Below are 22,055 nucleotides of genomic sequence, written 5' to 3' on the forward strand. Positions count from 1 at the left end.
GTGGCGCGGACGGTGGGAGCGCCGGGGACTCCCCGGCGCTACTTCCATTCGCTGTGGCTGCTCTCCGCGCGAGACCTGAAGGTCCGGTACTCGACGAGCGCACTGGGCTACCTGTGGTCGGTCCTCGACCCGCTGGTGATGAGCGCCATCTACTGGTTCGTCTTCACCCGGGTGTTCGAGCGCACGGTCGGCGAGCAGCCCTACATCATCTTCCTCATCACCGCCCTGCTGCCCTGGGTGTGGTTCAACGCATCGGTCGGCGACTTCACCCGCGCGTTCAAGAAGGACGCGCGACTGGTTCGATCGACCGCGATCCCGCGTTCGATATGGGTGAACCGCATCGTGCTCAGCAAGGGCATCGAGTTCCTCTTCTCGTTGCCCGTGCTGGCGATCTTCGTCGTCGCGAACGTGCTCATCGAGAGCGACCCTGCGAAGACCGCGCACGTCGGCTGGGGCATCCTGCTGTTCCCCGTAGCGGTACTGCTGCAGACCGTGCTGCTCGTCGGCCTCGGTCTGCTGGTCGCGCCGCTGTGCGCCCTGTACACGGATCTCGAGCGCACCACCGCGCTCATCCTCCGGGCGCTCTTCTACGCGACTCCGATCATCTACAGCGTGAACGATCTGCCGGGGGTGTTCCAGACCCTCGGGATGTTCAATCCGCTTGCGGGGATCTTCTCCCTGTACCGAATGGCGTTCTTCCCGGACCAGTGGCATCCGGAGCTGGTGGCGATCAGCGCGCTGATGAGCTTCGCGTTCCTCGCCCTCGGGATCTGGGTGTTCCGCGCACTCGAGCGCCCCGTTCTGAAGGAGCTCTGATGGGACCTGCGATCGAAGTCGCCGATCTCGGCGTGCGTTTCCGTCGCAATCGTCGCGGACGACGCACTCTCAAGGACCTCTTCGCCGGCGCGAGTCGCCGGTCCCGTCCGGGTGAGTTCTGGGCTCTGAGAGATGTGTCCTTCACCGTCGAGCCCGGCGAGTCCATCGGAGTGGTGGGGCGCAACGGTCAGGGCAAGTCGACGCTGCTCCGCCTGGTGGCGAGTGTGCTGCTGCCCGATGAGGGCAGCGTCCGCGTCAACGGCGGAGTCGCCCCGCTGATCGAGCTCACCGGCGGATTCGTCGGCGACCTGACCGTTCGCGAGAACGTCCGTCTGACCGCGGGCCTGCACGGCATGTCGAAGGCGGAGGTGGCGTCGCGCTACGACGAGATGATCGCGTTCGCCGAGCTGGCGGACTTCCAGGACACGCCCTACAAGCACCTCTCCAACGGGATGAAGGTGCGTCTCGCGTTCTCCGTCGTCTCCCAGTTGGATGAGCCGATCCTGCTCGTCGACGAGGTGCTCGCCGTCGGCGACAAGGCCTTCCGCGACAAGTGCTACCGCCGGATCGACGAGCTTCTCGCCGAGGGCCGCACGCTGTTCTTCGTCAGCCACAACGAGCGCGACCTCCGGAGATTCTGCAAGCGCGGTCTCTACCTCGACAAGGGCTCGCTCGTGCTCGACGGAGCGATCGGCGACGTCCTCGACCGCTACAACGCCGATCACAACCCGCGCTGACGCCTCGGCGGCGCGCGTCATCGGGCGGTCAGTGCATCACCGGGCCCGGCTGCGGCTCACGTCGGATCCGCCGTCGCGAGTCAGAGACCGACGATCTCTCGCAGCGATCGGAGCGCTCCCCGAGACGCATCCACCGAGATGTCGTCCCCACTGGACGCGGCCGAGCGCAGTCCGTTCAGGCGCTCGGAGTACATGCCCAGGGCATCCTGCCAATCCGACTCGATGGAGGAGGGCGGCGTCAGCTCGGCGAGCCGCCCGGCGTCCGCCCTCAGCGTGTCGATGACCGACGTGGCGTCCTGCCCGCTGCTCTCCGACACGATGTCGAGTCCTGTCAGGGCATCATCCAGCCAACCCTCCACCTGACCGCGGAACGCGTCCACACTCGGATCCGACGGCGCGGGCGGCGTCGTTATGGGAGTCATCGAGGGCTCGGGCGAGGCCACGGGCGGATCGGGCGTCTCGGTCGGGGCGGCGGATGCCGACGGCGAGCCGCTGGGCGAGGCGCCGGCCGTCGGGGTCTGCGTCGAAGCGGGGTCGGCGAGCGGAGCACCCGGACGCAGGAACAGCCAGAACACCACGACGGCTATCGCCACGGCGGCGGCCGCGAGGCCGACGATGAGCCAGACCCGCCCGCGCTTGGGCTTCTCCTCGGGGTACGCCCAGACGTACTCGGGCTGCTGCTCGCTCATCATGCGTCCAGTGCCGGCATGGGCTGCCACGTGCGGTCGCGACCGATCCGACCGCCGTCGCGCAGACCGCGGAACAGGTTGCTGGTCCCTCGCACCGTGCGCTCGACGAAGAAGAGCCGGATCAGTTCCTTGACGAAGGTCGCCGTGGTCCCCAGGCCGAACAGCACCGGGCTGTAGACGCCGTGCTCGCGGTAGTAGTGCTTGATGTACGCGCGGTTGCGCATGATGTAGTACCGGTACGCGTTGCTCGAGGCGTTCATGTGGCGGATGCCCATGTCCCACTGCTTGATCTCACGCGTGCGCCGCAGCACGAACTCGTCGACGATGACGGCCGTGGTCAGCCGCGACGCCAGCCAGCCATACATCTGGTCGTCCCAGTAGATGAAGAAGCGGTGGTCGGGAAGGCCGATGCGCTTCACGATCGAGCGGTGGATGAACATCCCCTCGAAGCAGCCGCTGTTCATCTGCTTGAAGCCGGACGAGTCGAACTTCGACGGCGCGAACGGGATCGGGATGCCCATGCGCTCCGCGATCCGGTACTGCCAGTAGAACTCGCTGCCGTCGTAGTCGTACCGCCGCCCCTGGATGCTCTTGAAGCGGCGTGACCACCGCCCCATCTTGGCCAGCCCGTCGGGGAGCACCTCGACGTCGTCGTCCATCATCCAGATCCACTCGGAGCCGAGCTCGTACGCTGTGCGCATCCCCTCGCTGAAGCCGCCGGAGCCGCCCGTGTTCGCCTCGAGGCGGCGGTACACGATCTCGGTTCCGATGCCGTCGCGGAACGAGTCCACCACGGCGGTGGTGTCGTCGGACGAGGCGTTGTCGATGATCACGACGCGACCGGGTTTCGGGTCCATCGCGCGGATGCTGGTGAGCAGGCCGGTCAGCAGGTGCGAGCGGTTGTACGTGACGACGACGATCGTCGCGGTGCTCGGGTCGAACACGGCGCCGGTCATGCGCGCGCCTCCGGGACGACGGGGCGGGAGGACGATTCAGTCGCGGTGGTCACGGCATCCAAGCCTATCGTGACGATCCGGGGCTGCCTGGGAGGCGCGGTCCCTCCGGGCCCAGGGTCGGGATCGCCCCGGTCTGCGCGGCATCCATGCTCTCGCGCCACGAGCGGCTCTGGCCGGCGCGAAGGGCGCAGAGCACGAGCAGCAGCCAGCCGATGCCGGTGAGGGTGAAGCTCTCGAACATCGACTCGACGGCGAGCGTCACGATCACCAGCGGCGTCCAGGCGTAGACGACCGATCGTCGCGTGCTGGCGACGAGCCACGACCGCACGACGGCGACGCCGCCGAGCACGACGAACAGTGCGAGGCCGGCCCAGCCCAGCTGCAGGAGGGTGTCGAAGTACGCGTTCAGCGCCGATTGATGGCGATCGGCCAGCTGGAAGTTGATGTACGTGAAGGGGTATTCGCCGCGCGGCCAGGGGCCGAACCAGCCGTAGCCGGTGATCGGGCGCTCGGCGATGAAGTCGAGCATCAGGTTCCACAGGTCGGCGCGCGTGGAGAAGTCCGAGCCTGCGTCGAGGAGCCGGATGATCTGATGCCGAAACGCGAATGCGACCACGAGTCCCGTGACGACCAGTGTGCCCAGAGCCGCCTGCACGGCGCCGCGCCGATGGGTGGGGGCATGCCGGACGATCATCAGCGCGGTCGTCGCCACTCCCACCGCAGCGGCGAGGACGACGACGGTGGGCGACGCCGAGAGGAGCGCGAGGAAGCTGCCGAGGGCGACCGACAGGATGCCCGCGACGCGGCCGATCGACTGCGTGCGCCACTCGATCACGAAGGTGATCAGTGCGACCACGGCGATGAACCCGAGCATGTTGCGGGTGCCGAACACGCCCTGGATCGGTCCGCCTGTCGCGAGTGCGCCCTGGATGCCCAGGGCCGTGAACGGCGTGTCGAGCAGGATGCCGGAGAGGATCTCCAGCCCCAGCGAGATGGCCAGCAGCCAGCGCAGCGTGTCGCCGATGGCGCGCACCGTCTGCAGGGTGTCGCGCACATGTCCGATGGTGATGGCGATGACGGCGTAGCCGACGAGCGTCATCCATCCCGAGAGGGTGCCGCCCTTGTCAGACGACCACAGCACGCTCAGCAGCGCGAGCGCCAGGAAGCCGATCAGGGAGGTCGGGGCGAAGCGCAGCGGCGAGAGCTCCTCCCTTCGCACGACCAGCACCGCGACGCCGAGCAGTGCGAGCACGCCGATGATGGTCGCCAGGCTCACCGGCGACATCATGCGCTCGATGAGGAAGGAGGTGAACGCGGCCGTGAGGGCGGTGAGCGTGTAGGCGCGGGCGAACACCGCCGAGCCGAGCAGCGAGACGACGTAGCGCCGCGGCGTCATGGCACCTGCCGGGACTGCGGTCCGTGGGATATCACGGGCGTGCGCTCGCGGACGCCGACGCCGATCAGGGGAACCGCCTTCATCTTGAATGAGAGCAGGACGAGCAGAAGCCAGCCCCACAGCATGATGGGCGCGGACTCGGCGAGACCCTCTACGAGGAGAACGGCTGCGAGCAGCACGGGCAGCAGCGACAGGGGCGAGTAGGGGCGCTGCGCATCGAGATCCCACCGCGGGCGATCGACGGCGAAGAACCATGCCCGCCAGGTGAGCGCGAGCCAGGCGATGGCCATCAGGGCGAGTCCCACGACGCCCAGCTGCAGGAACACATCCAGCCACATGTCATGCGCGTGGAACACGCTCAGCCCGTGGTTCATGATCCAGCCGTCGAAGGCCGGGTCCCATGGCACCCAGGGGGAGGAGAAGCCGTTGCCGAAGACCGGGCGGGTGATCGCCCGCTCCCAGACGGCCTGCCAGATCTCGATGCGCCCGGTGAGATCCGACCCCTTGCCGAGCAGCGACAGGAGCCGATCGCGCAGCAGCACCGCTGTCACGACACCGCCGACGGCGACCACCGTGAACGCGAGGTACAGGACGCTGCGCCGACCGGGGGAGACCGCGCGGGCGATGAGCGCCGCAGCCAGCACCGCGACGACGACCGCGACGCTCAGATACACCGTGGCCGACCCGGCCTTGACGAGCAGCACGACAGCCAACGCCGCCCAGAAGATCAGCATCGTCTTGCGGCGCACCTGCGTCGCATACAGCACGCCGAACACGATCAGCGCGAACAGGCACATCATCGCGAGGGTGTGCGCGTTGCCGACGACGCCCTGGATGCGGCCCTCGTCGAAGAGGTTGCCGCGTACCCAGTAGAGGTGCGGATCGATCTTCCCCTCTGGCAGGTCGACGAAGTTCGGCAGCAGCGGATGCCTCAGCAGAAGGGCCACCCACAGCTCGACCGCGAGCGAGAGGCCGAGGATCAGCTTCAGCACGGTCGAAAGCGCGCGGGCGATCTCCTGCCAGGTGAGCATCGTGGCGACCAGCAGCGCCGTCACCGTGACGGCTGCGAGCAGCGTCCAGGTCAGAAGCGTCGCCGCGGGCCACCGCGACCACAGGGTGGAGACGAGGGCGAGCGCGGCATACCCCAGGGCTGTCCACGGCAGACGGCGCCATGGAAAGCGCGTCGGGCGCTGGGCGACGACTGCGGGGATCCAGATCGCGAGCGCGCCCGCCGTCAGCACGATCATCACGATGCCTGAGCCGATCGGGCCGACGAGGTTGTACACCGCCGTGTGGCCGAAGATGCAGAACAGCGACAGCACGCTGTACGCGCGCACCATGAGGTGCCCTGTCGTCTCCCGGGGAGGAGCAGCGGGAAGCGCGCCCACTGGATGCTTGGTGTACACGGCCATCGTGTTCAGGCTATCGCGCCGGACCGCAGACGCACCTGAGACGACCTACGCTGTAGGCATGCTTCTCGCGATCTCGAATCAGCCCCGCGACTACGCATGGGGATCGACCACGCTCCTGGCCGAGCTGGAGGGCCGCACGCCCTCAGGCTCCCCTGAGGCGGAGGTGTGGTTCGGCGACCACGCGGGCGACCCCGCCGACGTCGGCACGGGCGGGACGCTGGACGCGGTGACGGGCGGCTCGCTGCCCTACCTGCTCAAGCTCCTGGCCGCCGGGGCGCCGCTCTCCATCCAGGTGCACCCCACGCGGGAGCAGGCGAGAGAGGGCTTCGCCAGGGAGGCGGGGATGGATGCCGACGACCCGGCGCGCAACTACCGTGACGCGAACCACAAGCCAGAGCTCATCGTCGCGCTCAGCGACCGATTCGAGGCGCTCGCGGGGCTGCGCCCCGTAGCCGGCACGCAGCGGCTCCTGGCATCCCTCCCGGATCTCGCAGGCGTGCGCGCCCTGCGCGAGCGGCTGGGGCGGGGCGAGCCCGCTGAGGCGCTGCGCGAGACGATCGCCTGGGTGCTCTCCGGCGACGCCTCGACGGAGGTCGGGGAGATCATCGAGGCGCTCGCGACGGCCGAGTCCGACGAGTTCGGCGATGCGCTGCGCGCTCTGCGTTCGATCGCCGAGCGCTGCCCGGGAGATCCGGGGTGGTCGTCGCGGTGCTGATGAACTTCGTCGTGCTGCGCCCTGGCGAGGCGATCTTCCTGCGCGCAGGGCTGCTGCACGCCTACGTCTCGGGCCTCGGGGTCGAGATCATGGCGGCCAGCGACAATGTGCTGCGCGGTGGGCTCACCCCGAAGCACATCGATGTCGACGAGCTGCTCCAGATCGTCGACACCGCACCGGCGGAGGTTCCGGTGCAGCCTCACACCGGCGACACGACGGAGTATGACGTGCCCGTCGACGACTTCGCGCTGCGCAGGGTGCGCGTCGACGGCGAGTCCCGTGCACAGGTGGCTGGCCCCGCGATGGTGCTCGCCACCTCAGGCGATGTCGTCGTCGCCACTCGCGACGGCGAGGCGCTGCCGGTGCCGGTGGGCGCCGCGGTGTTCGCCACGGCCGACGAGAGCGAGTTCGTGCTTCGCGGGCGCGGCGAGGTGTTCATCGCTCAGCCAGGGGCGACCGCCTGAGCACGCGCGACACGCCGGAGCGCGTTCAATGAACCTTAAACGCCCTCTTGAGGGTTTACGATCCGCGACTTGACCGCGGCGAATGACACGGGTGTAATTAGGGGTGCACGGCCCGCGGGGGCACAAGCAGGGTTGGGAGATCGAGATGACGGGTTACCGGTCGGACGTTCCCGAGAATTGGTTCGTCGATCCAGTGAATCTCGGGGTGCCTGGTGTACGCCGAGCAGACGCCGATGATGACGGCGCACTCGCCTGGCAGGCTGACGCGCTCTGCGCGCAGACCGATCCCGAGGCGTTCTTCCCGAGAAGGGCGGCTCGACGCGAGACGCCAAGCGCATCTGCACGTCCTGTGATGTCCGGGGCGAGTGCCTCGAGTACGCGCTCGCGAACGACGAGCGCTTCGGCATCTGGGGCGGTCTGAGCGAACGCGAGCGTCGCAAGCTCAAGCGTCGCGCGAGCTGACGGCTTCGCGGGCGCGCCGAGTCCGATGACCGGCGCCCCGCGCAGGCCTGTCTAGGCTGGCTCTGCCATGCCATCCCGAGTACATGCCATCGTCGTCGCACGCACCGGTGACTCCGCAGCCGCTCAGCTCGGCCGGACTCTCGAAGCCATCAGTCGGCAGTCGACCCCGCCGGACGCCATCACGGTCGTCGTGCTCGGAAGCGGAGCCCAGGTGCGCGCGGTCGACGGCATCGGCCGCAGTGTCGAGGCGATCGTGGAGGCGCGGGCCACGACCACGTTCGCCGAGGCCGTGCAACTCGCCCAGCCCCGCATAGCGGACGGCAGCTCGGTCTGGATGCTGACTCAGGACTCGGTCCCCGAGCCCGGTGCGCTGCAGCTGCTGGCCGGCTCGCTCGAGCGATCTCCCTCCGCCGCGCTCGCCGCGCCGAAGCTGGTGCGCCACGACGACGACCGCGAGATCGTCTCGATGGGCGTGAGCATGAGCCGCTTCGGCCGCACCGTCCAGCTCGCCGCGGACGAGCTCGATCAGGGGCAGCACGACGCGGTGGAGGACGCACTCGGCGCGGACGTGCGCGGCATGCTCATCCGCGGTGCCGCACCCGTCGTGCTGCGCCCCGACACAGGGCTCGGCGGCGCGGATGAGGGCCTCGACCTGGGCGTGCGCGCCCGCCTCGGCGGAGGCAGGGCGGTCCTCGTGCCGAAGGCCCGCATCGGGGTGCGCCCAGATGGAGTGGCGGCCGCGCCGCAACGTGATGCGGCTCGCGCGTGGGTGAGCCGGCGCGCCCAGCTGCACAGGCGGCTGGCCTACGCTCCCGCGTTCGTCGTTCCGCTGCACTGGCTCACCCTGCTGCCGCTCGCCCTCTGGCGATCGATCGTCCACCTCATCGCCAAGCGGCCCGGCGCGGTCGCTCCTGAATGGGGCGCGGCGCTGGCATCCATGGTCTCCATAGGGGCGATCGCGCGCTCGAGGCGCGCGATCAGCTCCTTCCGCACCGCCTCGTGGTCGAGCATCGCGCCACTCCGGATCAGTCGCACGCAGCTGCGTCATCGCCTCGACGACGGACACGGGACCGAGCGCGGCGCTGTGAGCGAGCTGCGCTTCTTCAGCGGCGGAGGAGCGTGGGCGGTGCTCGCGGCGCTCGCTGTCGGCATCGCGGCCTTCTTCCCGCTGCTCGCCTGGCCGAGCATCGGAGGCGGCGAACTGCTGCCGATGAGGCAGGAGGTCGCCGATCTCTGGGCTGACGCGGCGTGGGGGATGCGGGAGCTCGGTCTCGGCGTCGTGGGACCGGCGGATCCGTTCGCGGCGGTGCTCGCGGTGCTCGGCACGCTGTGGCCGGGCGCGCCCTCGTTCGCCGTGGTCCTGCTCTGGCTGGGGGCTCTGCCGCTCGCCGTGCTCGGCGGATGGTTCGCGGCGACCCGTGTGACCGAGCGGGCGGGCCTGCGCATCCTCGGCGGCGTGCTGTGGGCGCTGGCACCGACCTTCCTCGCCGCACTCGTGCAGGGCCGGCCGGCGGCCGTGCTGCTGCACCTGCTGCTGCCGTGGCTGTTCCACTCGGCGGCTGTCGCTCACCGCTCGTGGGGAGCCGCTGGCGCGGCCTCCCTGCTCGCAGCGGCGTCGCTCGCCTGCGCACCGTCTCTCGCCCCGGCCCTCGCGACGCTCTGGGCGCTCACGCTGATCCTGATGCTCTCCACGGGTCGCCTGCGCGGAGCGGTGCGCGTCTTCTGGCTGCTCGTGCCGGCGGCGGCGATGTTCGCGCCCCTCGTCTTCGCGCAGGTGCACCGGGGTTCCCCCTGGGCGCTGCTGGCGGACCCCGGGGCTGTCGAACCGCTCGCACAGGCGACGGCGGACGCCATCGGGCGGCTGTCCATCGCCCAGGGGTTCCCCGCTCCGGACCAGGGCGGCTGGGACTGGCTGCTCGGCGGCTTCGCGCCGCTGGCCGCCGTGCTGCTGGCTCCCGTCGCCGTGCTCGCCCTCGTCTCCGCGCTCTCGCCGCGCTGGCGTGCGGGGTTCGCGCTGCTGATCACGACGATGACCGGTCTGATCACCGCGATGCTCGCGGTGGGGGTGGCCGTGTCGTTCGCAGACGGAGAGGCTGTGGCGATCTGGCCCGGTACGGGCATCAGCCTCGCCTGGCTCGGGGCCTCCGGCGCCGCGCTGGTCACGCTCGACACGGTGGTCGCGCGTCCCGCGCTGCGGTCGGTGACGGCGCTCGTCACGGGCGCGGGGGTGCTGGCATGCGCGCTGCCCGGCCTGCTCGCGGTGAACGTCGGGGAGGCGCAGATCCGCAACGGCGCGACGAGCACGCTTCCTGCTCTGGTCGCCGCTCACGCGGCCGATGACATCGACAGTGGAACTCTCGTGATGACGCCGCTCGATGACGGCTCGCTCGGCACGCAGCTGGTATGGGGTCCGAGCGCCACCCTCGGGGCGCAGACCACCCTGCTCAGCACGGCGACGAGCATGCAGGGTGACGATCTGGCGACCGACGCGGTCGACCTTCTGTCGGCACGCGACTTCGACGCCGCCGCGGCGCTCGCCGATCGGGGCATCGGCTTCGTGCTGCTCTCCTCGACCCCGGGGCAGAGCGACCGGGCCAGGAGCATGGTCGACGCGGCCATCACGGCGATCGATCAGCGTGCCGGCTTCGTGAAGGCGGGTGAGACGCCGAACGGGATGCTGTGGCAGATCGACGCGCCGATCGCCGCCCGCGCCGAGCCGTCGGACGCTCAGCACACCGTGGGCCGCCTGATCGGGCTGGCTCAGATCGTCGTCGTCCTCGCCGCTCTGCTGCTCGCGATCCCGACCCGCGCATCCCGTCGCGAGGCCAGGGCCCGTTCGCGGGTCGTCGGGCGCTCCTCCGACGAGCCCATCGTGCCTGCCAGGAGAGGCGTCGAGCACGGCGACGCGACAACCGGTCCCGTGCAATCCGTCAGCCCGCCGGCACAGCCCGAGGAGGAGAGCCGATGAAGCAGCGGACCGTTCATCTCGCCGCCACAGGAGCGCGAATCGCGACCGGCGCGGCCGTCGCGACAGCCTGCGTCCTCGGCGTCGCGGCAGCGGCGGCCGCGCCGTGGCCGACGGTGCGCGGTACGGCCGCCTCGACCACCGTGACCCCTGTGCCCGGGGATTCGACCATCGTGTGCAACGGGTCGTTCCGTGCGCTCGGCCGCGACTCCAGCCGCGCGGACCTCCTGGTCTCCGCTGCGGTGCCTCTGCTGAGACTCGACGCAGGCGACCACCAGACCACCAGCGTGCCGCTCGAGATGCCGGGTGTGCTCGGAGGAGAGGGGGCGCTGAGCATCATCGGCGAGGTGAGCGAGCGCAGCGCCCCGCTGATCTCGGCATCCGAATCGGTGACGATGGCGGACGAGGACCTGAGCGGATTCGCCGCGGCTCCGTGCCGCGAGGCGACGATGCGCTCGTGGATCGTCGGCGGCGACGGATCGACCGGCTCCTCGGACGTGCTCGTGCTGTCCAACCCCGCCGACGTCGCCGCCACGGTCGTCCTCAACGTCTACGGCACGCAGCGGACGACGGCGACGCGGATCGTGCCCCCCAAGACCCAGGTCTCGCTGTCGCTCGCATCGGTCGCCGGCGCCGAGACGCGGCCTGTCGTCGAGGTCGTCGCATCGGGTGCGCCGGTGCGCGCCGCGCTCCAGTCCGCGCACGTGCGCACACTGGACGCCGTCGGCATCGACGTTCAGGACGGAAGCGGCGGGGCACAGGAGAGCGTGCGGCTGCTCGGGGTGCAGTCGCAGCCGATCGCCGAAGGAGACGACTCGACGGGCGTCCTGGTGCGCATCCTCGCACCGTCGGATGCGGCGACGGCCACCGTGCGTGTGCGCGGAGGTGGAGGCGACCTCGGGGCCGACGAGTACACGATCGACCTCTCAGCCGGGGTCCCCGCGGAGATCTCGCTGAGCGGCATCCCGGCCGGCGCGCATGACATCGAGATCGACGCGACCGCGCCGATCGTGGCCGCGGCACGGCAGACCGCCAGAGCCGACGGCCGGGAGGACTTCAGCTGGATGCTCCCGGCGCCCCAGCTGACCGGCACCGTGCCGTTCACCGTGCCGAGCGGTGCCCCTGCTGCTCTGCATCTGCGCAACGCCGAGCAGCGCCCCGTGACCGTCACCCTGGAAGGTGCGGACCCTCAGACGATCGAGCTGCCCGCAGGCGGCTCGACGCAGGTCGACGTGCGCGCGGGAGGACACCGGATGACCACCGCAGGATCCGTGCATGCCGCCATCGGGCTGATGGGCGACGCTGCCATCGCGGGATGGCCGCTGTGGGCGCCTCCGGCGACCCAGCAGCCGATCGTCGTGCGCCCCTGAGCGGTCAGTGGTCGCGGCCGTCCGGACCGAGCTCCCAGGGCTCGCGACCGACGTACTCGGCTGCGGCGTGGAAGACCGCGCTCTCCACCGCCATCCGGCGGTGCGACGCATCGTCGTGACCCTTCGGAAGCAGGCGCTCGATCGGCACCCGATAGAGCGTCACCCGCTGCGTCGTCTGGTCGGCGCGCCAGAGCGGGATGCCGTCGCCGCGATCGTGCGCCGGCATCGCGGCGATCTCGAAGCGCACGTCGCGCAGCTCCTCCCACGTGCCGCGCAGATACTCGACGGCGCTGCCCACGGTGATCTCGAACCTGTCGAGACGACCGTCGAGGGGCGGCAGGGGAGGGCGGACGACCTCGCTGCGACCGAGGCGGCCGTGTCGTCCGTGTCGTGCACCCCGCCGCGGGGCGGGGGCGGAGCGTCGGCCGGGCATGTCGAAAGTCTATGCGCTGCCGCGCGGCGACGGCGCAGTCGCGCCGCCCGGTCGTAGGGTGAGGGACGATGGACGAAACACTCCGCCTCGACCCGCACCTGGAAGTCGATGAAAGGCTCTGCTCGAAGGTCGCCTGCGCGCGCGAGGCCGTCGCCACCCTCACCTTCGACTACGGCGATCAGATGGCTGCGCTCGGCCCGCTGGGGCCAGGTGGCGATCCGCACGCACACGACCTGTGCGCGCACCACGCCGAGCGACTCTCCGTCCCTGCCGGCTGGCTGGTGATCCGCCACGAGGCGATGCGCGCCTGACGGTCGGTGGAACCCCGAGAGCGAATCGGGGACGACCCTGATGTCTGATCGGCTCATCGTCGCCTAGCCTGAACCTCAGGGGGAGCTAGGGGGCTGCCCCGGAGAGGCAGCCATGATCGTCTGGCGTCGTGTCATCGTTCCCGTTCTCTTCGTCCTGGTGCTCGGCGCGGCAGCGCTGGCGCTGATGAAGATCGCATTCCTGCCGGACACCGCGAGCGCCGAGCCCACGGGACCCTCCGCCGGCGTCGCCGAGCCGGTCGTCGCCGTCGCGCGAGGGTCGCTGGTCAATGAGCTCGAACTCGACGGGAGCATCGCGCGCGACGACGCGTACCCCGTCCGCAGCGCGACCGATGGAGTGGTGACCGCCGTGCACGTCGCGGACGGCGACACCGTACAGCAGGGGCAGCTGCTGGTGACCGTCAAGCAGAACGACCCGGTGCGCACCGTCACGATCGTGGCCCCGGAGGCGGGGGAGATCTCCGAGCTCGCCCTGATGAAGGGGCAGGCCTCGTCGATCGGCGGTGAGGTGCTCACCCTCACCCCGGCTCGCCATCACGTGCTCGCCACCGTGGAGCCCGCCCAGCTCTATCGCCTCGTGAACACGCCGTCAGAGGCCACCGTGACGATCAACGGAGGGCCCGCGCCCTTCGCCTGCACAGGCGTGCGCGTGCAGATCGCAGAGGACGGCACCGCGAGCGTGCGCTGCGCGGTGCCGGCTGATCAGACCGTGTTCGCCGGGCTCCCGGTGTCGCTCGCCCTCGCCCTGGGCAAGGTCGACGACGCCCTCGTCGTCCCCGTGACAGCGGTGAAGGGCGGTGCGGGCAGCGGAGTGGTCTGGGTGGAAGCCGGCGAGGGAGGAGAACCCGAGGAGCGGAAGGTGACGCTCGGCGTCAACGACGGCGAGCAGGTGGAGGTGCTCGACGGGCTGGCGGAGGGCGACTCGATCCGTCAGTTCGTGCCTGGCTTCGCCGTACCCGTGCAGGAGCAGTGCTACGACGACGGTGCGGGCGGCGAGTTCTGCGAGACGGGGACGAGCTGGTGACGCTCGTCGCGCTGAAGGACGTCGCACGCAGCGTCCTGCTTCCGGACGACACCAGACTGGAGATCCTGCGTGGTGTCAGTCTCGAGGTCGAGGCCGGTGATCACGTCTCGATCGTCGGCCGGTCGGGTTCGGGGAAATCGACCCTTCTCAACATCCTCGGGATGCTCGACGCCCCCACCACGGGTACGGTGTCGTTCGCGGGCCGGGAGGTCGGCCGCATGCGCGCCGGGCGCCTCGACCGGCTTCGCGGCGATCACGTCGGGTTCGTCTTCCAGCAGTTCAACCTGCTGCCGGGGCGCACCGCGATCGAGAACGTCATGATGCCGCTCGGGCACGCCAGGGGACGGATGTTCCGGCACCGGCACAGGATCGCAGGCGAGATGCTCGAGAGAGTGGGACTCGGCCACCGGATCGAGCAGATCGCCGATCGGCTCTCCGGCGGCGAGCAGCAGCGCGTGGCCATCGCGAGGGCGCTGGTGCGCAGACCCACCCTGATCCTCGCCGACGAGCCGACCGGCGCGCTCGACATCGACACGGGCGCGAGCGTCATGGCGCTGCTGGACGAGGTGGCCACCGAGACCGAGGCCGCCCTCGTCACGATCACGCACGACCTGCACGTCGCCGCGAGGGCTCGAAGGCACTACCGGCTGGACGGCGGCGTGCTCAGCCCCGCAGACCTGCGTCGCGCGTTCGCCGCCTCGACCCTGCAGGGCGACGACGCCGCAGCCGGACTGAGTGCGAGCGTGCCCTCGGGCGCGGTCTCCGCGTCGTCGCTCGCGGCGGAGCAGCGGGCATGAGCGCGTTCGTCGGTGCGCTCTCGGACGCCTGGTCGGAGATCCGGGTGCACAAGCTGCGCGTTCTGCTGAGCCTGATCGGCATCGCCGTCTCGGTCGCCGCGCTGACCGCCGTGGTCGCGATCTCCGATATCGCGTTGCAGGCTCAGACCGAGGAGTTCGATCGCTACGGCGGCCGGGTCGCGACGATCGTCGTGGCTCCCGCCGGCGCGACAGGACCGGTCGACGCGGATGCCTTCCACGAGCGCTTCGAGAGGGTCAGCGAGCGCTTCGACTTCAGCCACGTCTCGCGCCTCGTCGAGGGGATGATGCTGCCCGTCCAGGCGCCGGACGGGGTGCGAGACACCGCCGCGCGCCTCGTCGATCCGGCCTACGCCGTCATCCACCGGGAGAAGCTGCTGACCGGTCGCGAGTTCCGCCTCGACGACGTCGAGGCGCTGGCGCCGCCTGTGATCCTCTCCGAGCCGCTGTGGGACGTGCTCGGTCGCGTCCCGATGGAGCAGCACCCGACCCTCACCCTCACCGGCGCCGCGGGAGGCACCTACCAGGTGGTGGGCGTGCGGCCGAGGCAGGGACCGTGGGACGAGGAGAAGCGCATCGACCTGCTGTACGACTCGTTCGGCTCCCGCGTCGACGGCCTCCCGCAGGAGGCCATGCTGCGTTACGACATCTGGGTCGGTGAGCATGAGGTCGCCGAGGTCGGCCGATCCCTGGCCGCGGATCTCCGAGCGGGCATGCCTGCGGGAGACTCGGTGGCGGTGACCAGGGCGGACTGGGCGGCTTCGACGGGGTTCCAGCAGAGCCAGCGGATGACGGAGCTCATCCTCAGCGGCATCGCCGTGCTGATCCTCGCGCTCGGCGCGCTGAGCCTGATCAACATCCAGCTGGTCGCCATGCGCCAGCGGGTGCGCGAGATCGGCGTGCGGCGTGCGTTCGGCGCCACAGCGGGACGGATCTTCACCACCGTGCTGCTGGAGAGCCTGGTGGCGACCACGGTCGCCGGCGTCATCGGGATCGCGGTCGTCGTGGCTGTGCTGCGCTCGCCGCTGCTCATCGAGTCGATCTTCCCCGCACTCGTCGACGTGCCCCCGTTCCCGATCCGCGCCGCTCTGACAGGGCTGCTGGCCGCCGTCGTGGTCGGTGCGCTCGCAGGGTTCGTCCCTGCGCTGGTCGCGCTGCGGGTGAAGGTGATCGACGCGATCCGGTTCTGACCTCGATCAGGGGATCAGATGCGGATGCGCCGTCCGCTGAGTCGCTCGGCGCGGTCGTCGGCGATCGACAGTGCCCGCTGCTCGCGCTCGCGGCGGAGCACGGTCACGCCGAGCAGCAGCTCCTCGGGCGAGACCGCGGGGATCGGCGAGATGAACGGCTGTGCCTCGGCCGCCAGCTCGTGGGCGACGCTGCTGCGCGCGGCGGGCGAGAGGCGCTGCGCGTTCGCGAGGAACTGCGAGATGCGCCGCGCCAGTCGATCCGGCATCCGGGCCACATCGGCGACCGTCGCCCACCCTGCGAGCGACGGCGGGAGGTGCGGCTGGTGCGCCGGCAGCGCGGGCGTGCGCACCCGCTGCGAGTAGGTCCCGGCGACCAGGTCGCCGAGCCGCTGCGAGCGCGCGGTGAGCGCTCCGGTGATGACCGCGGCCCCGCCGAAGGTCATGTACACCTCGAGCACGCCGATGAGAGCGCGGATGAACGTGTGCCGGAACGTGATCGCCCCGCCGTCGGTGCGCACGATCCGCCCGCCGACCGCGAGCTTTCCTACGCTGCGGCCCCGCATCGCCACCTCGACGGTGATCGGGAGCACGAGGAAGCTCAGCACGGCCGCGCAGATCGTGAGGATGCGCATCGTGTGCTCCGTCAAGAGCCCCTCGGACATCAGCCAGACCTGCAGCACGACGACGGCGATGAACAGCGCGAACCCGATCGCCATGTCGATCAGCGCGCCGGCGGCGCGCAGCACGAAGCCCACAGGCTGCACGTCGATGGCGACGGCTTCTCCGGACAGGATCTCCTGCTCGTCGGTGATCGTGGCGGACATGAGTACAGTAAATCAGGTGGATGCCGATGCCCTCACCGACGCACGCCGCCCGGAGTGGGAGCGGCTGGACGCTCTGAGCCGCCGACGTCGGCTCAGCGGAGCCGAAGTGGACGAGCTGATCGTCCGATACCGGGCGGCATCCGCCGATCTCGCCGAGCTGAAGACCTCGGTGGGCGATTCGCCGCAGGGCGCCTACCTGTCGACCGTCCTCGCTGCCGCGCGTCTCAGATTCACCGGTGCGAACGACAACGTGCTCGCGCAGGCGCGCCGCTTCTTCTCCTTGCAGCTGCCGGCGGCGCTCTATCGGATCCGCTGGACGACCGGCATCGTCGCCGTGGCGTTCGTTCTCGTCGTGCTGATCAGCGGGGCGTGGATCGCGTCCGACCCTGCGAGGATCGCCGCGCTCGGTCCGCCCGAGGTGCTGAAGCAGTATGCCGAGGAGGACTTCGTCGACTACTACGGCCCGATGGCCTCGTTCGCCGGCATGGTCTGGCTCAACAACGCCTGGATCGCGATGCAGTGCGTGCTCTTCGGCGTGACCGGCGCCTGGCCGGTGTGGATGCTCATCCAGAACGCACTGGGCCTCGGCGTCGCCGCCGCCGTGATGTCGGCATACGGTCACCTGGACACGATGGTGCTGCACATCCTGCCGCATGGGCTGCTCGAGCTCACCGCGATCTTCGTCGCGTCGGCGGCCGGTCTGCACGTCTTCTGGGCATGGGCGGCGCCGGGGCGGCGCACGAGGGCGGAGTCGCTCGCGGCCGGAGGCCGCTCACTCGCCACCGTCGCGATCGGGCTGGTGTTCGTGCTGCTGCTGTCGGGGCTGGTGGAGGGCTTCGTGACCGGCTCGAACCTGGCGTGGCCGGTGAAGATCGGGATCGGGGCCGTCGCGCTCGGGGCGTTCCTCTTCTACATGCTCGTCATCGGGCGCCGCGCGGCCAGGCGCGGGGAGAGCGGCGACCTGGTCGAGTACGAGGCGGGGACGCCGACGCTCACCGCCGGCTGAGAGGGAGGGCCTCTGAGCCGTCCGACCCGGCGACGCCGTCGAAGAGCGCCCGGTACGCGATCCCGATGACGGCCGCACCCAGTGCGGGGAACACGAGGAAGACCCACAGCTGAGCCAGCGGCTCGACGCCGCCGTAGATCGCAGTGGCGATCGAGCGCGCCGGGTTGGCCGAGCCCCCTGAGATCGGGATGGCGACGAACTGGACGGCCGCGAAGGCGAGACCGACCGCGACGCCGCCCTGCGCAGTGCCGCGTTCGGGGTGAGTGACGCCGAGGAAGACGAGCACGAGCAGGATGCTCAGGATGACCTCGAGGACGATCGCCGCCGGCATCCCGAACCCGCCGGGGGAGAGCGCGCCCCAGCCCGTGCTTGCGAATCCGGCGTCCTGAGCGCTCTCCAGCCACGCATCGGGGCCGAAGAGCCCGACGACGATGAGCGCCGTCGAGGCGATGACGCCTCCGACCACCTGCGCGATCACATAGGGCAGCGCATCGCGCCACGGGATGCGGCCTGCTGCGGCTGCCCCGATCGTCAGTGCGGGGGTGAAATGGCCTCCGGAGATCGGGGCGAGTGAGGCGAAGGCGGCCAGCATCGCCATCCCGAAGGCGAGAGCGACGGCCAGGTACACGCCCGAGCCCGCGCCGGGGTCCGCGAGCAGATCCACCGTGAACAGGGCCGTGCCCACCCCGACGAACACGATGAGGAACGAGCCGAAGCCCTCAGCGGTGAGCCGAGCGCTCAGCGATGGCGTCGACGGGGGCGGGGTCACAGTCATCGCACTCTCCAAATCACACAGCGGTGCGCTTCATGATCCCTCCAAACCATGCGCGCCGCAGGAAGGCTCGCCGCGTCAACGGCGGCCGGCGCGCCGGGCTGGCGGTAGATTGTGGTCGCGCGGCTCGTGCCGTGCGGACGACGGGCGCTCTCGCACCGTCCTCCTCGGTCTGACACAAGAACGGATCCACTCATGAACGGCACCGCCCGCAAGGCAGTGGCGGAAGCACTCGCCACCTTCCTGTTCGTCCTGAGCATCATCGCCGCCGTCAACAGCGGCAGCGTCCTCACTCCTCTCGCCATCGGGTTCGCCCTCGCCGTGCTGGTGTACGCCACCGGGCACATCTCGGGAGCCCACCTGAACCCCGCGGTCTCGGTCGCCGTGTTCATCCGCGGCGGTCTCACCGTGGTCGACCTCATCGCGTACATCGTGGCGCAGCTCGTCGGTGCCGTGCTGGCGGCCCTGGTCAGCTTCGCCGTGTGGCCGGCGGCAGCGAAGGCGGTCGAGATCGACCTCGGCAAGGCCTTCGTCGTCGAGCTCGTCTTCACGCTCATCCTCGCCTATGTAGTGCTCAACGTCGCGACCTCGAAGGACACCGATGGCAACTCCTTCTACGGCCTCGCGATCGGTGGTGTGGTCTTCGTCGGCGCTGCAGCCGTGGGCTCCATCTCCGGCGGCGGCTTCAACCCGGCCGTCGCTCTCGGCCTGTCGGTCAGCGGCCAGTTCGACTGGGCCAACCTGTGGCTCTACGTCGTCGCCCCGATCGTCGGCGGCGCCATCGCGGCCGTGCTGTTCCGTGTGCTGAACGCGGACGACAAGGTCGCGGCCTGACGGAGCCGGATCAGGATGAAGAGGGCCCTCGCTCGATGGAGCGAGGGCCCTCCTGCATTCCGACACACCGCCGATCCGCGTCTCTTTTGAATTGATCAAATCAAAGTTAGAGTGGTGCACATGTCCGCACAGCAGCTCATCCCCGCCGAGGTCGCGATCCGCGCCCGCGGACTGCGGGTGACCGATTCGCGTCGTGCGGTCTACGACGCGCTCGCCGGCCACGCTCACGCGAGCGCCGACGAGGTGTTCGAGCGCGTCCGATCGCAGCTCGAATCCACCAGCCGCCAGTCCGTGTACAACGCGCTGGGCGATTTCACGACGGCCGGCATCGTGCGCCGCATCGAGCCCGCGGGCCATCCGATGCTCTTCGAACTGCGCGTCGACGACAACCACCACCATCTCGTGTGCACCGGCTGCGGTGCGGTGAAGGACGTCGACTGCGCCGTCGGCCCCTCACCGTGCCTCGTCCCGGCAGACACCCACGGCTTCGCGGTCTCCACGGCGGAGGTGACCTACTGGGGACTGTGCCCCGCCTGCGCCGCGAAGAACTGACCATCCACGAAGAAGGAGACCGATGACCGACGCGATCCAGGATCCGGCCGACACCGCGCAGTGCCCTGTGGTGCACTCGTCCCCGCGCGAGAAGAGCACCAGGAAGGCGAGTCACGACTGGTGGCCCGACCGACTGAACCTGCGTGTGCTGGCGAAGAACCCGCCGGCGACGAACCCGTACGGCCCCGAGTACGACTACCGCGAGAAGTTCGCCACCGTCGACCTCGACGAGCTGCGCCGCGACATCGAGGAGGTGCTCACCGACTCGCAGGACTGGTGGCCGGCCGACTTCGGGAACTACGGGCCCGCCTTCATCCGGATGGCGTGGCACAGTGCCGGAACGTACCGTGTCACCGACGGGCGCGGCGGCGGCAGCACCGGCCAGCAGCGCTTCGCCCCGCTGAACAGCTGGCCCGACAACGCCGGTCTCGACAAGCCGCGCCGCATCCTCTGGAGCGTGAAGAAGAAGTGGGGCGACCGCATCTCATGGGCGGATCTGATGATCTTCGCCGGCAACGTCGCGATGGAGCAGATGGGCTTCACCACCTTCGGCTTCGCCGGTGGTCGAGTGGATGCCTGGGAACCTGACGCCGACGTCTACTGGGGCTCCGAGACCACCTGGCTGGCCGACGACCTGCGCTACTCCGCCGAGGGGCGCCGCGAGCTGGAGAGCCCGCTCGCAGCCGTGCAGATGGGTCTCATCTACGTGAACCCCGAAGGCATCGGCGGAAATCCCGACCCGGTGGAGCTGGCCCACGACATCCGCGAGACCTTCGCACGCATGGCCATGAACGACGAGGAGACGGTCGCGCTGATCGCAGGCGGCCACACCTTCGGCAAGACGCACGGGGCCGGCCCCGTCGATCTGGTCGGCCCGTCGCCCGAGGACTCGCCCATGGAGCACATGGGCATGGGCTGGAAGAACACCCACGGAACCGGAATGGGCGACGACCAGACCGCCAGTGGCCTCGAGGTCACCTGGACCTACCACCCGACCCGGTGGGACAACGAGTTCTTCCACATCCTGTTCGCGTACGAGTGGGAGCTCATGGAGAGCCCGTCCGGCGCCAAGCAGTGGCGTCCGACGCACGGCGCAGGCGCCGACATGGTGCCGATGGCGCACGACGCCACCAAGCGCCGCGAGCCGCGCATGCTCACCAGCGACCTGTCGCTGCGCTTCGATCCGATCTACGGGCCGATCTCCGAGCGCTTCCGCGACGACCCCGCGGCGTTCGCCGACGCCTACGCCCGCGCGTGGTTCAAGCTCACGCACCGCGACATGGGGCCCGCGAGCCGCTACCTCGGCAAGCTCGCTCCGACCGAGGAGCTCATCTGGCAGGATCCGGTGCCCGCGGTCGATCACGACCTGGTGACCGACGGGCAGGCGGCCGAGTTGAAGCGCCGCATCCTGGAGTCGGGCCTGAGCGTGTCCGCGCTGGTCGCGACCGCCTGGGGGGCAGCCGCGTCCTTCCGCAGCAGCGACAAGCGCGGCGGCGTGAACGGCGCCCGCATCGCACTGGAGCCGCAGAACGGCTGGGAGGTCAACAACCCCGCCCGCACCGCTGAGGTGCTCGACGTGCTGCGCGGCATCAAGGAGTCGTCCGAGGAGTCGGGTGTGCGGGTCTCGCTCGCCGACCTGATCGTTCTCGCAGGCAACGCCGGTGTCGAGAAGGCGGCTCGGGTGGCCGGTCACGAGATCGTGGTCCCGTTCCGTCCCGGTCGGACGGATGCCACGCAGGAGAAGACGGACGTGCACTCGTTCTCGTTCCTCGAGCCGATCGCCGACGGCTTCCGCAACTACGTCGGCCCGCTCGCCACGGCTGCAGAGATTCCGGCCGAGAAGCTGCTCGTCGACAAGGCGAGCCTGCTCGACCTGACCGCGCCCGAGATGACGGTGCTGGTCGGCGGCATGCGCGCCCTGGCCGCGAACTGGGACGGCTCGACGCACGGGGTCCTCACCGACCGGCCGGGTGTGCTCACGAACGACTTCTTCGTGAACGTGCTCGACATGGCCTACGAGTGGACGCCGCTCGACCCCGGTTCGCACGCCTTCCTGGCCACCGAGCGAGCGACGGGCGAGCGCCGCTGGGTCGGCACGCGCGCCGATCTGGTGTTCGGCTCGAACTCGGAGCTTCGCGCGGTGACCGAGGTGTACGCGGCGGACGGCGCGGGTGAGAAGTTCGTCGCCGATTTCGTCGCGGCATGGACGAAGGTCATGGAGCTCGACCGGTTCGACCTGGTCTGACCTCCCGAGAACGCGTCGGCCCCGTCCGCGAGGACGGGGGCCGACGCCT

At 70.1% G+C, this 22,055-nt stretch carries 21 protein-coding genes and 1 pseudogene; 15 read left to right on the forward strand and 7 right to left on the reverse strand.

Annotated elements, in window-relative coordinates:
• Both FVO59_RS11355 and FVO59_RS11360 read left to right on the forward strand, forming a co-directional pair.
• On the forward strand, positions 1-816 hold the full coding sequence (locus tag FVO59_RS11355) for an ABC transporter permease (protein WP_182252734.1): 816 nt from the start codon (positions 1-3) through the stop codon (positions 814-816).
• On the forward strand, positions 816-1,553 hold the full coding sequence (locus FVO59_RS11360; RefSeq protein ID WP_182252735.1) for an ABC transporter ATP-binding protein: 738 nt from the start codon (positions 816-818) through the stop codon (positions 1,551-1,553). The genes FVO59_RS11355 and FVO59_RS11360 overlap by 1 nt, the downstream gene beginning before the upstream one ends.
• 80 nt (positions 1,554-1,633) lie before the next feature.
• Here the strand turns inward: FVO59_RS11360 and FVO59_RS11365 are convergent, their stop codons facing one another.
• The 4 genes from FVO59_RS11365 to FVO59_RS11380 form a co-directional block, all read right to left on the reverse strand.
• Positions 1,634-2,245, reverse strand: coding sequence for a hypothetical protein (locus FVO59_RS11365; RefSeq protein WP_182252736.1), 612 nt, complete (start codon positions 2,243-2,245; stop codon positions 1,634-1,636).
• A complete protein-coding gene (locus tag FVO59_RS11370) occupies positions 2,242-3,198 on the reverse strand; it encodes a glycosyltransferase family 2 protein (RefSeq protein ID WP_182252737.1) in 957 nt (318 codons plus the stop codon). The genes FVO59_RS11365 and FVO59_RS11370 overlap by 4 nt, the downstream gene beginning before the upstream one ends.
• 64 nt (positions 3,199-3,262) lie before the next feature.
• Positions 3,263-4,594, reverse strand: a complete 1,332-nt coding sequence (locus tag FVO59_RS11375) for an O-antigen ligase family protein (RefSeq protein ID WP_182252738.1) — start codon at positions 4,592-4,594, stop codon at positions 3,263-3,265.
• Positions 4,591-6,006: an O-antigen ligase family protein gene (locus FVO59_RS11380; RefSeq protein WP_182252739.1), complete on the reverse strand. Its 1,416-nt coding sequence runs from the start codon at positions 6,004-6,006 to the stop codon at positions 4,591-4,593. Before FVO59_RS11380 ends, FVO59_RS11375 begins: the two co-directional genes overlap by 4 nt.
• Before the next feature lie 58 nt (positions 6,007-6,064).
• On the opposite strand from FVO59_RS11380, the gene FVO59_RS16710 reads away from it, so the two are divergent.
• From FVO59_RS16710 to FVO59_RS11400, 5 genes and pseudogenes are all read left to right on the forward strand, one after another.
• Complete coding sequence (locus FVO59_RS16710; RefSeq protein ID WP_346265671.1) at positions 6,065-6,721, forward strand: type I phosphomannose isomerase catalytic subunit; 657 nt, start codon at positions 6,065-6,067, stop codon at positions 6,719-6,721.
• Entirely contained in the window at positions 6,703-7,185 is a 483-nt protein-coding gene (locus FVO59_RS16715) for a cupin domain-containing protein (RefSeq protein ID WP_346265672.1), read from the forward strand. Before FVO59_RS16710 ends, FVO59_RS16715 begins: the two co-directional genes overlap by 19 nt.
• A gap of 145 nt (positions 7,186-7,330) precedes the next feature.
• Positions 7,331-7,647 (forward strand): annotated as a pseudogene (locus FVO59_RS11390) (WhiB family transcriptional regulator).
• Positions 7,648-7,714: 67 nt separating this feature from the next.
• Positions 7,715-10,615: a glycosyltransferase gene (locus FVO59_RS11395; RefSeq protein WP_182252740.1), complete on the forward strand. Its 2,901-nt coding sequence runs from the start codon at positions 7,715-7,717 to the stop codon at positions 10,613-10,615.
• Positions 10,612-11,982 (forward strand): DUF5719 family protein, encoded by a 1,371-nt coding sequence (locus FVO59_RS11400; protein WP_182252741.1) that lies wholly within the window; start codon positions 10,612-10,614, stop codon positions 11,980-11,982. The genes FVO59_RS11395 and FVO59_RS11400 overlap by 4 nt, the downstream gene beginning before the upstream one ends.
• A 4-nt stretch (positions 11,983-11,986) precedes the next feature.
• Here FVO59_RS11400 and FVO59_RS11405 read toward each other — a convergent pair whose 3' ends face one another.
• Positions 11,987-12,415 carry a hypothetical protein gene (locus FVO59_RS11405; RefSeq protein WP_259363185.1) on the reverse strand — a complete coding sequence of 143 codons (429 nt, stop codon included), beginning with the start codon at positions 12,413-12,415 and terminating at the stop codon, positions 11,987-11,989.
• Between the two features lie 68 nt (positions 12,416-12,483).
• On the opposite strand from FVO59_RS11405, the gene FVO59_RS11410 reads away from it, so the two are divergent.
• From FVO59_RS11410 to FVO59_RS11425, 4 genes are all read left to right on the forward strand, one after another.
• On the forward strand, positions 12,484-12,726 hold the full coding sequence (locus tag FVO59_RS11410) for a DUF3499 family protein (RefSeq protein WP_182252742.1): 243 nt from the start codon (positions 12,484-12,486) through the stop codon (positions 12,724-12,726).
• A 112-nt stretch (positions 12,727-12,838) separates the two neighbouring features.
• Positions 12,839-13,768: an efflux RND transporter periplasmic adaptor subunit gene (locus FVO59_RS11415; protein ID WP_182252743.1), complete on the forward strand. Its 930-nt coding sequence runs from the start codon at positions 12,839-12,841 to the stop codon at positions 13,766-13,768.
• A complete protein-coding gene (locus FVO59_RS11420) occupies positions 13,765-14,565 on the forward strand; it encodes an ABC transporter ATP-binding protein (protein WP_182252744.1) in 801 nt (266 codons plus the stop codon). Before FVO59_RS11415 ends, FVO59_RS11420 begins: the two co-directional genes overlap by 4 nt.
• Positions 14,562-15,773: an ABC transporter permease gene (locus FVO59_RS11425; RefSeq protein ID WP_182252745.1), complete on the forward strand. Its 1,212-nt coding sequence runs from the start codon at positions 14,562-14,564 to the stop codon at positions 15,771-15,773. The genes FVO59_RS11420 and FVO59_RS11425 overlap by 4 nt, the downstream gene beginning before the upstream one ends.
• A gap of 14 nt (positions 15,774-15,787) precedes the next feature.
• On the opposite strand, the gene FVO59_RS11430 is transcribed toward FVO59_RS11425, so the two are convergent.
• The gene (locus FVO59_RS11430) at positions 15,788-16,597 is read right to left on the reverse strand and encodes an RDD family protein (protein ID WP_182252746.1); all 810 of its coding nucleotides are present in this window, start codon (positions 16,595-16,597) and stop codon (positions 15,788-15,790) included.
• Positions 16,598-16,613: 16 nt separating this feature from the next.
• On the opposite strand from FVO59_RS11430, the gene FVO59_RS11435 reads away from it, so the two are divergent.
• A complete protein-coding gene (locus FVO59_RS11435) occupies positions 16,614-17,603 on the forward strand; it encodes a stage II sporulation protein M (protein ID WP_182256754.1) in 990 nt (329 codons plus the stop codon).
• Here FVO59_RS11435 and FVO59_RS11440 read toward each other — a convergent pair.
• Positions 17,590-18,378 carry an aquaporin gene (locus tag FVO59_RS11440; RefSeq protein ID WP_259363186.1) on the reverse strand — a complete coding sequence of 263 codons (789 nt, stop codon included), beginning with the start codon at positions 18,376-18,378 and terminating at the stop codon, positions 17,590-17,592. The two genes, FVO59_RS11435 and FVO59_RS11440, sit on opposite strands and share 14 nt — an antisense overlap.
• A 192-nt stretch (positions 18,379-18,570) precedes the next feature.
• On the opposite strand from FVO59_RS11440, the gene FVO59_RS11445 reads away from it, so the two are divergent.
• From FVO59_RS11445 to katG, 3 genes are all read left to right on the forward strand, one after another.
• The gene (locus FVO59_RS11445; protein WP_182252747.1) at positions 18,571-19,209 is read left to right on the forward strand and encodes an MIP/aquaporin family protein; all 639 of its coding nucleotides are present in this window, start codon (positions 18,571-18,573) and stop codon (positions 19,207-19,209) included.
• A gap of 120 nt (positions 19,210-19,329) precedes the next feature.
• A complete protein-coding gene (locus FVO59_RS11450) occupies positions 19,330-19,761 on the forward strand; it encodes a Fur family transcriptional regulator (RefSeq protein WP_182252748.1) in 432 nt (143 codons plus the stop codon).
• Between the two features lie 22 nt (positions 19,762-19,783).
• Positions 19,784-22,006, forward strand: a complete 2,223-nt coding sequence (katG, locus tag FVO59_RS11455) for a catalase/peroxidase HPI (protein WP_182252749.1) — start codon at positions 19,784-19,786, stop codon at positions 22,004-22,006.
• Positions 22,007-22,055 lie beyond the last annotated feature (49 nt).

The organism is Microbacterium esteraromaticum (assembly GCF_014084045.1).
Classification (GTDB): Bacteria; Actinomycetota; Actinomycetes; order Actinomycetales; family Microbacteriaceae; genus Microbacterium; species Microbacterium esteraromaticum_D.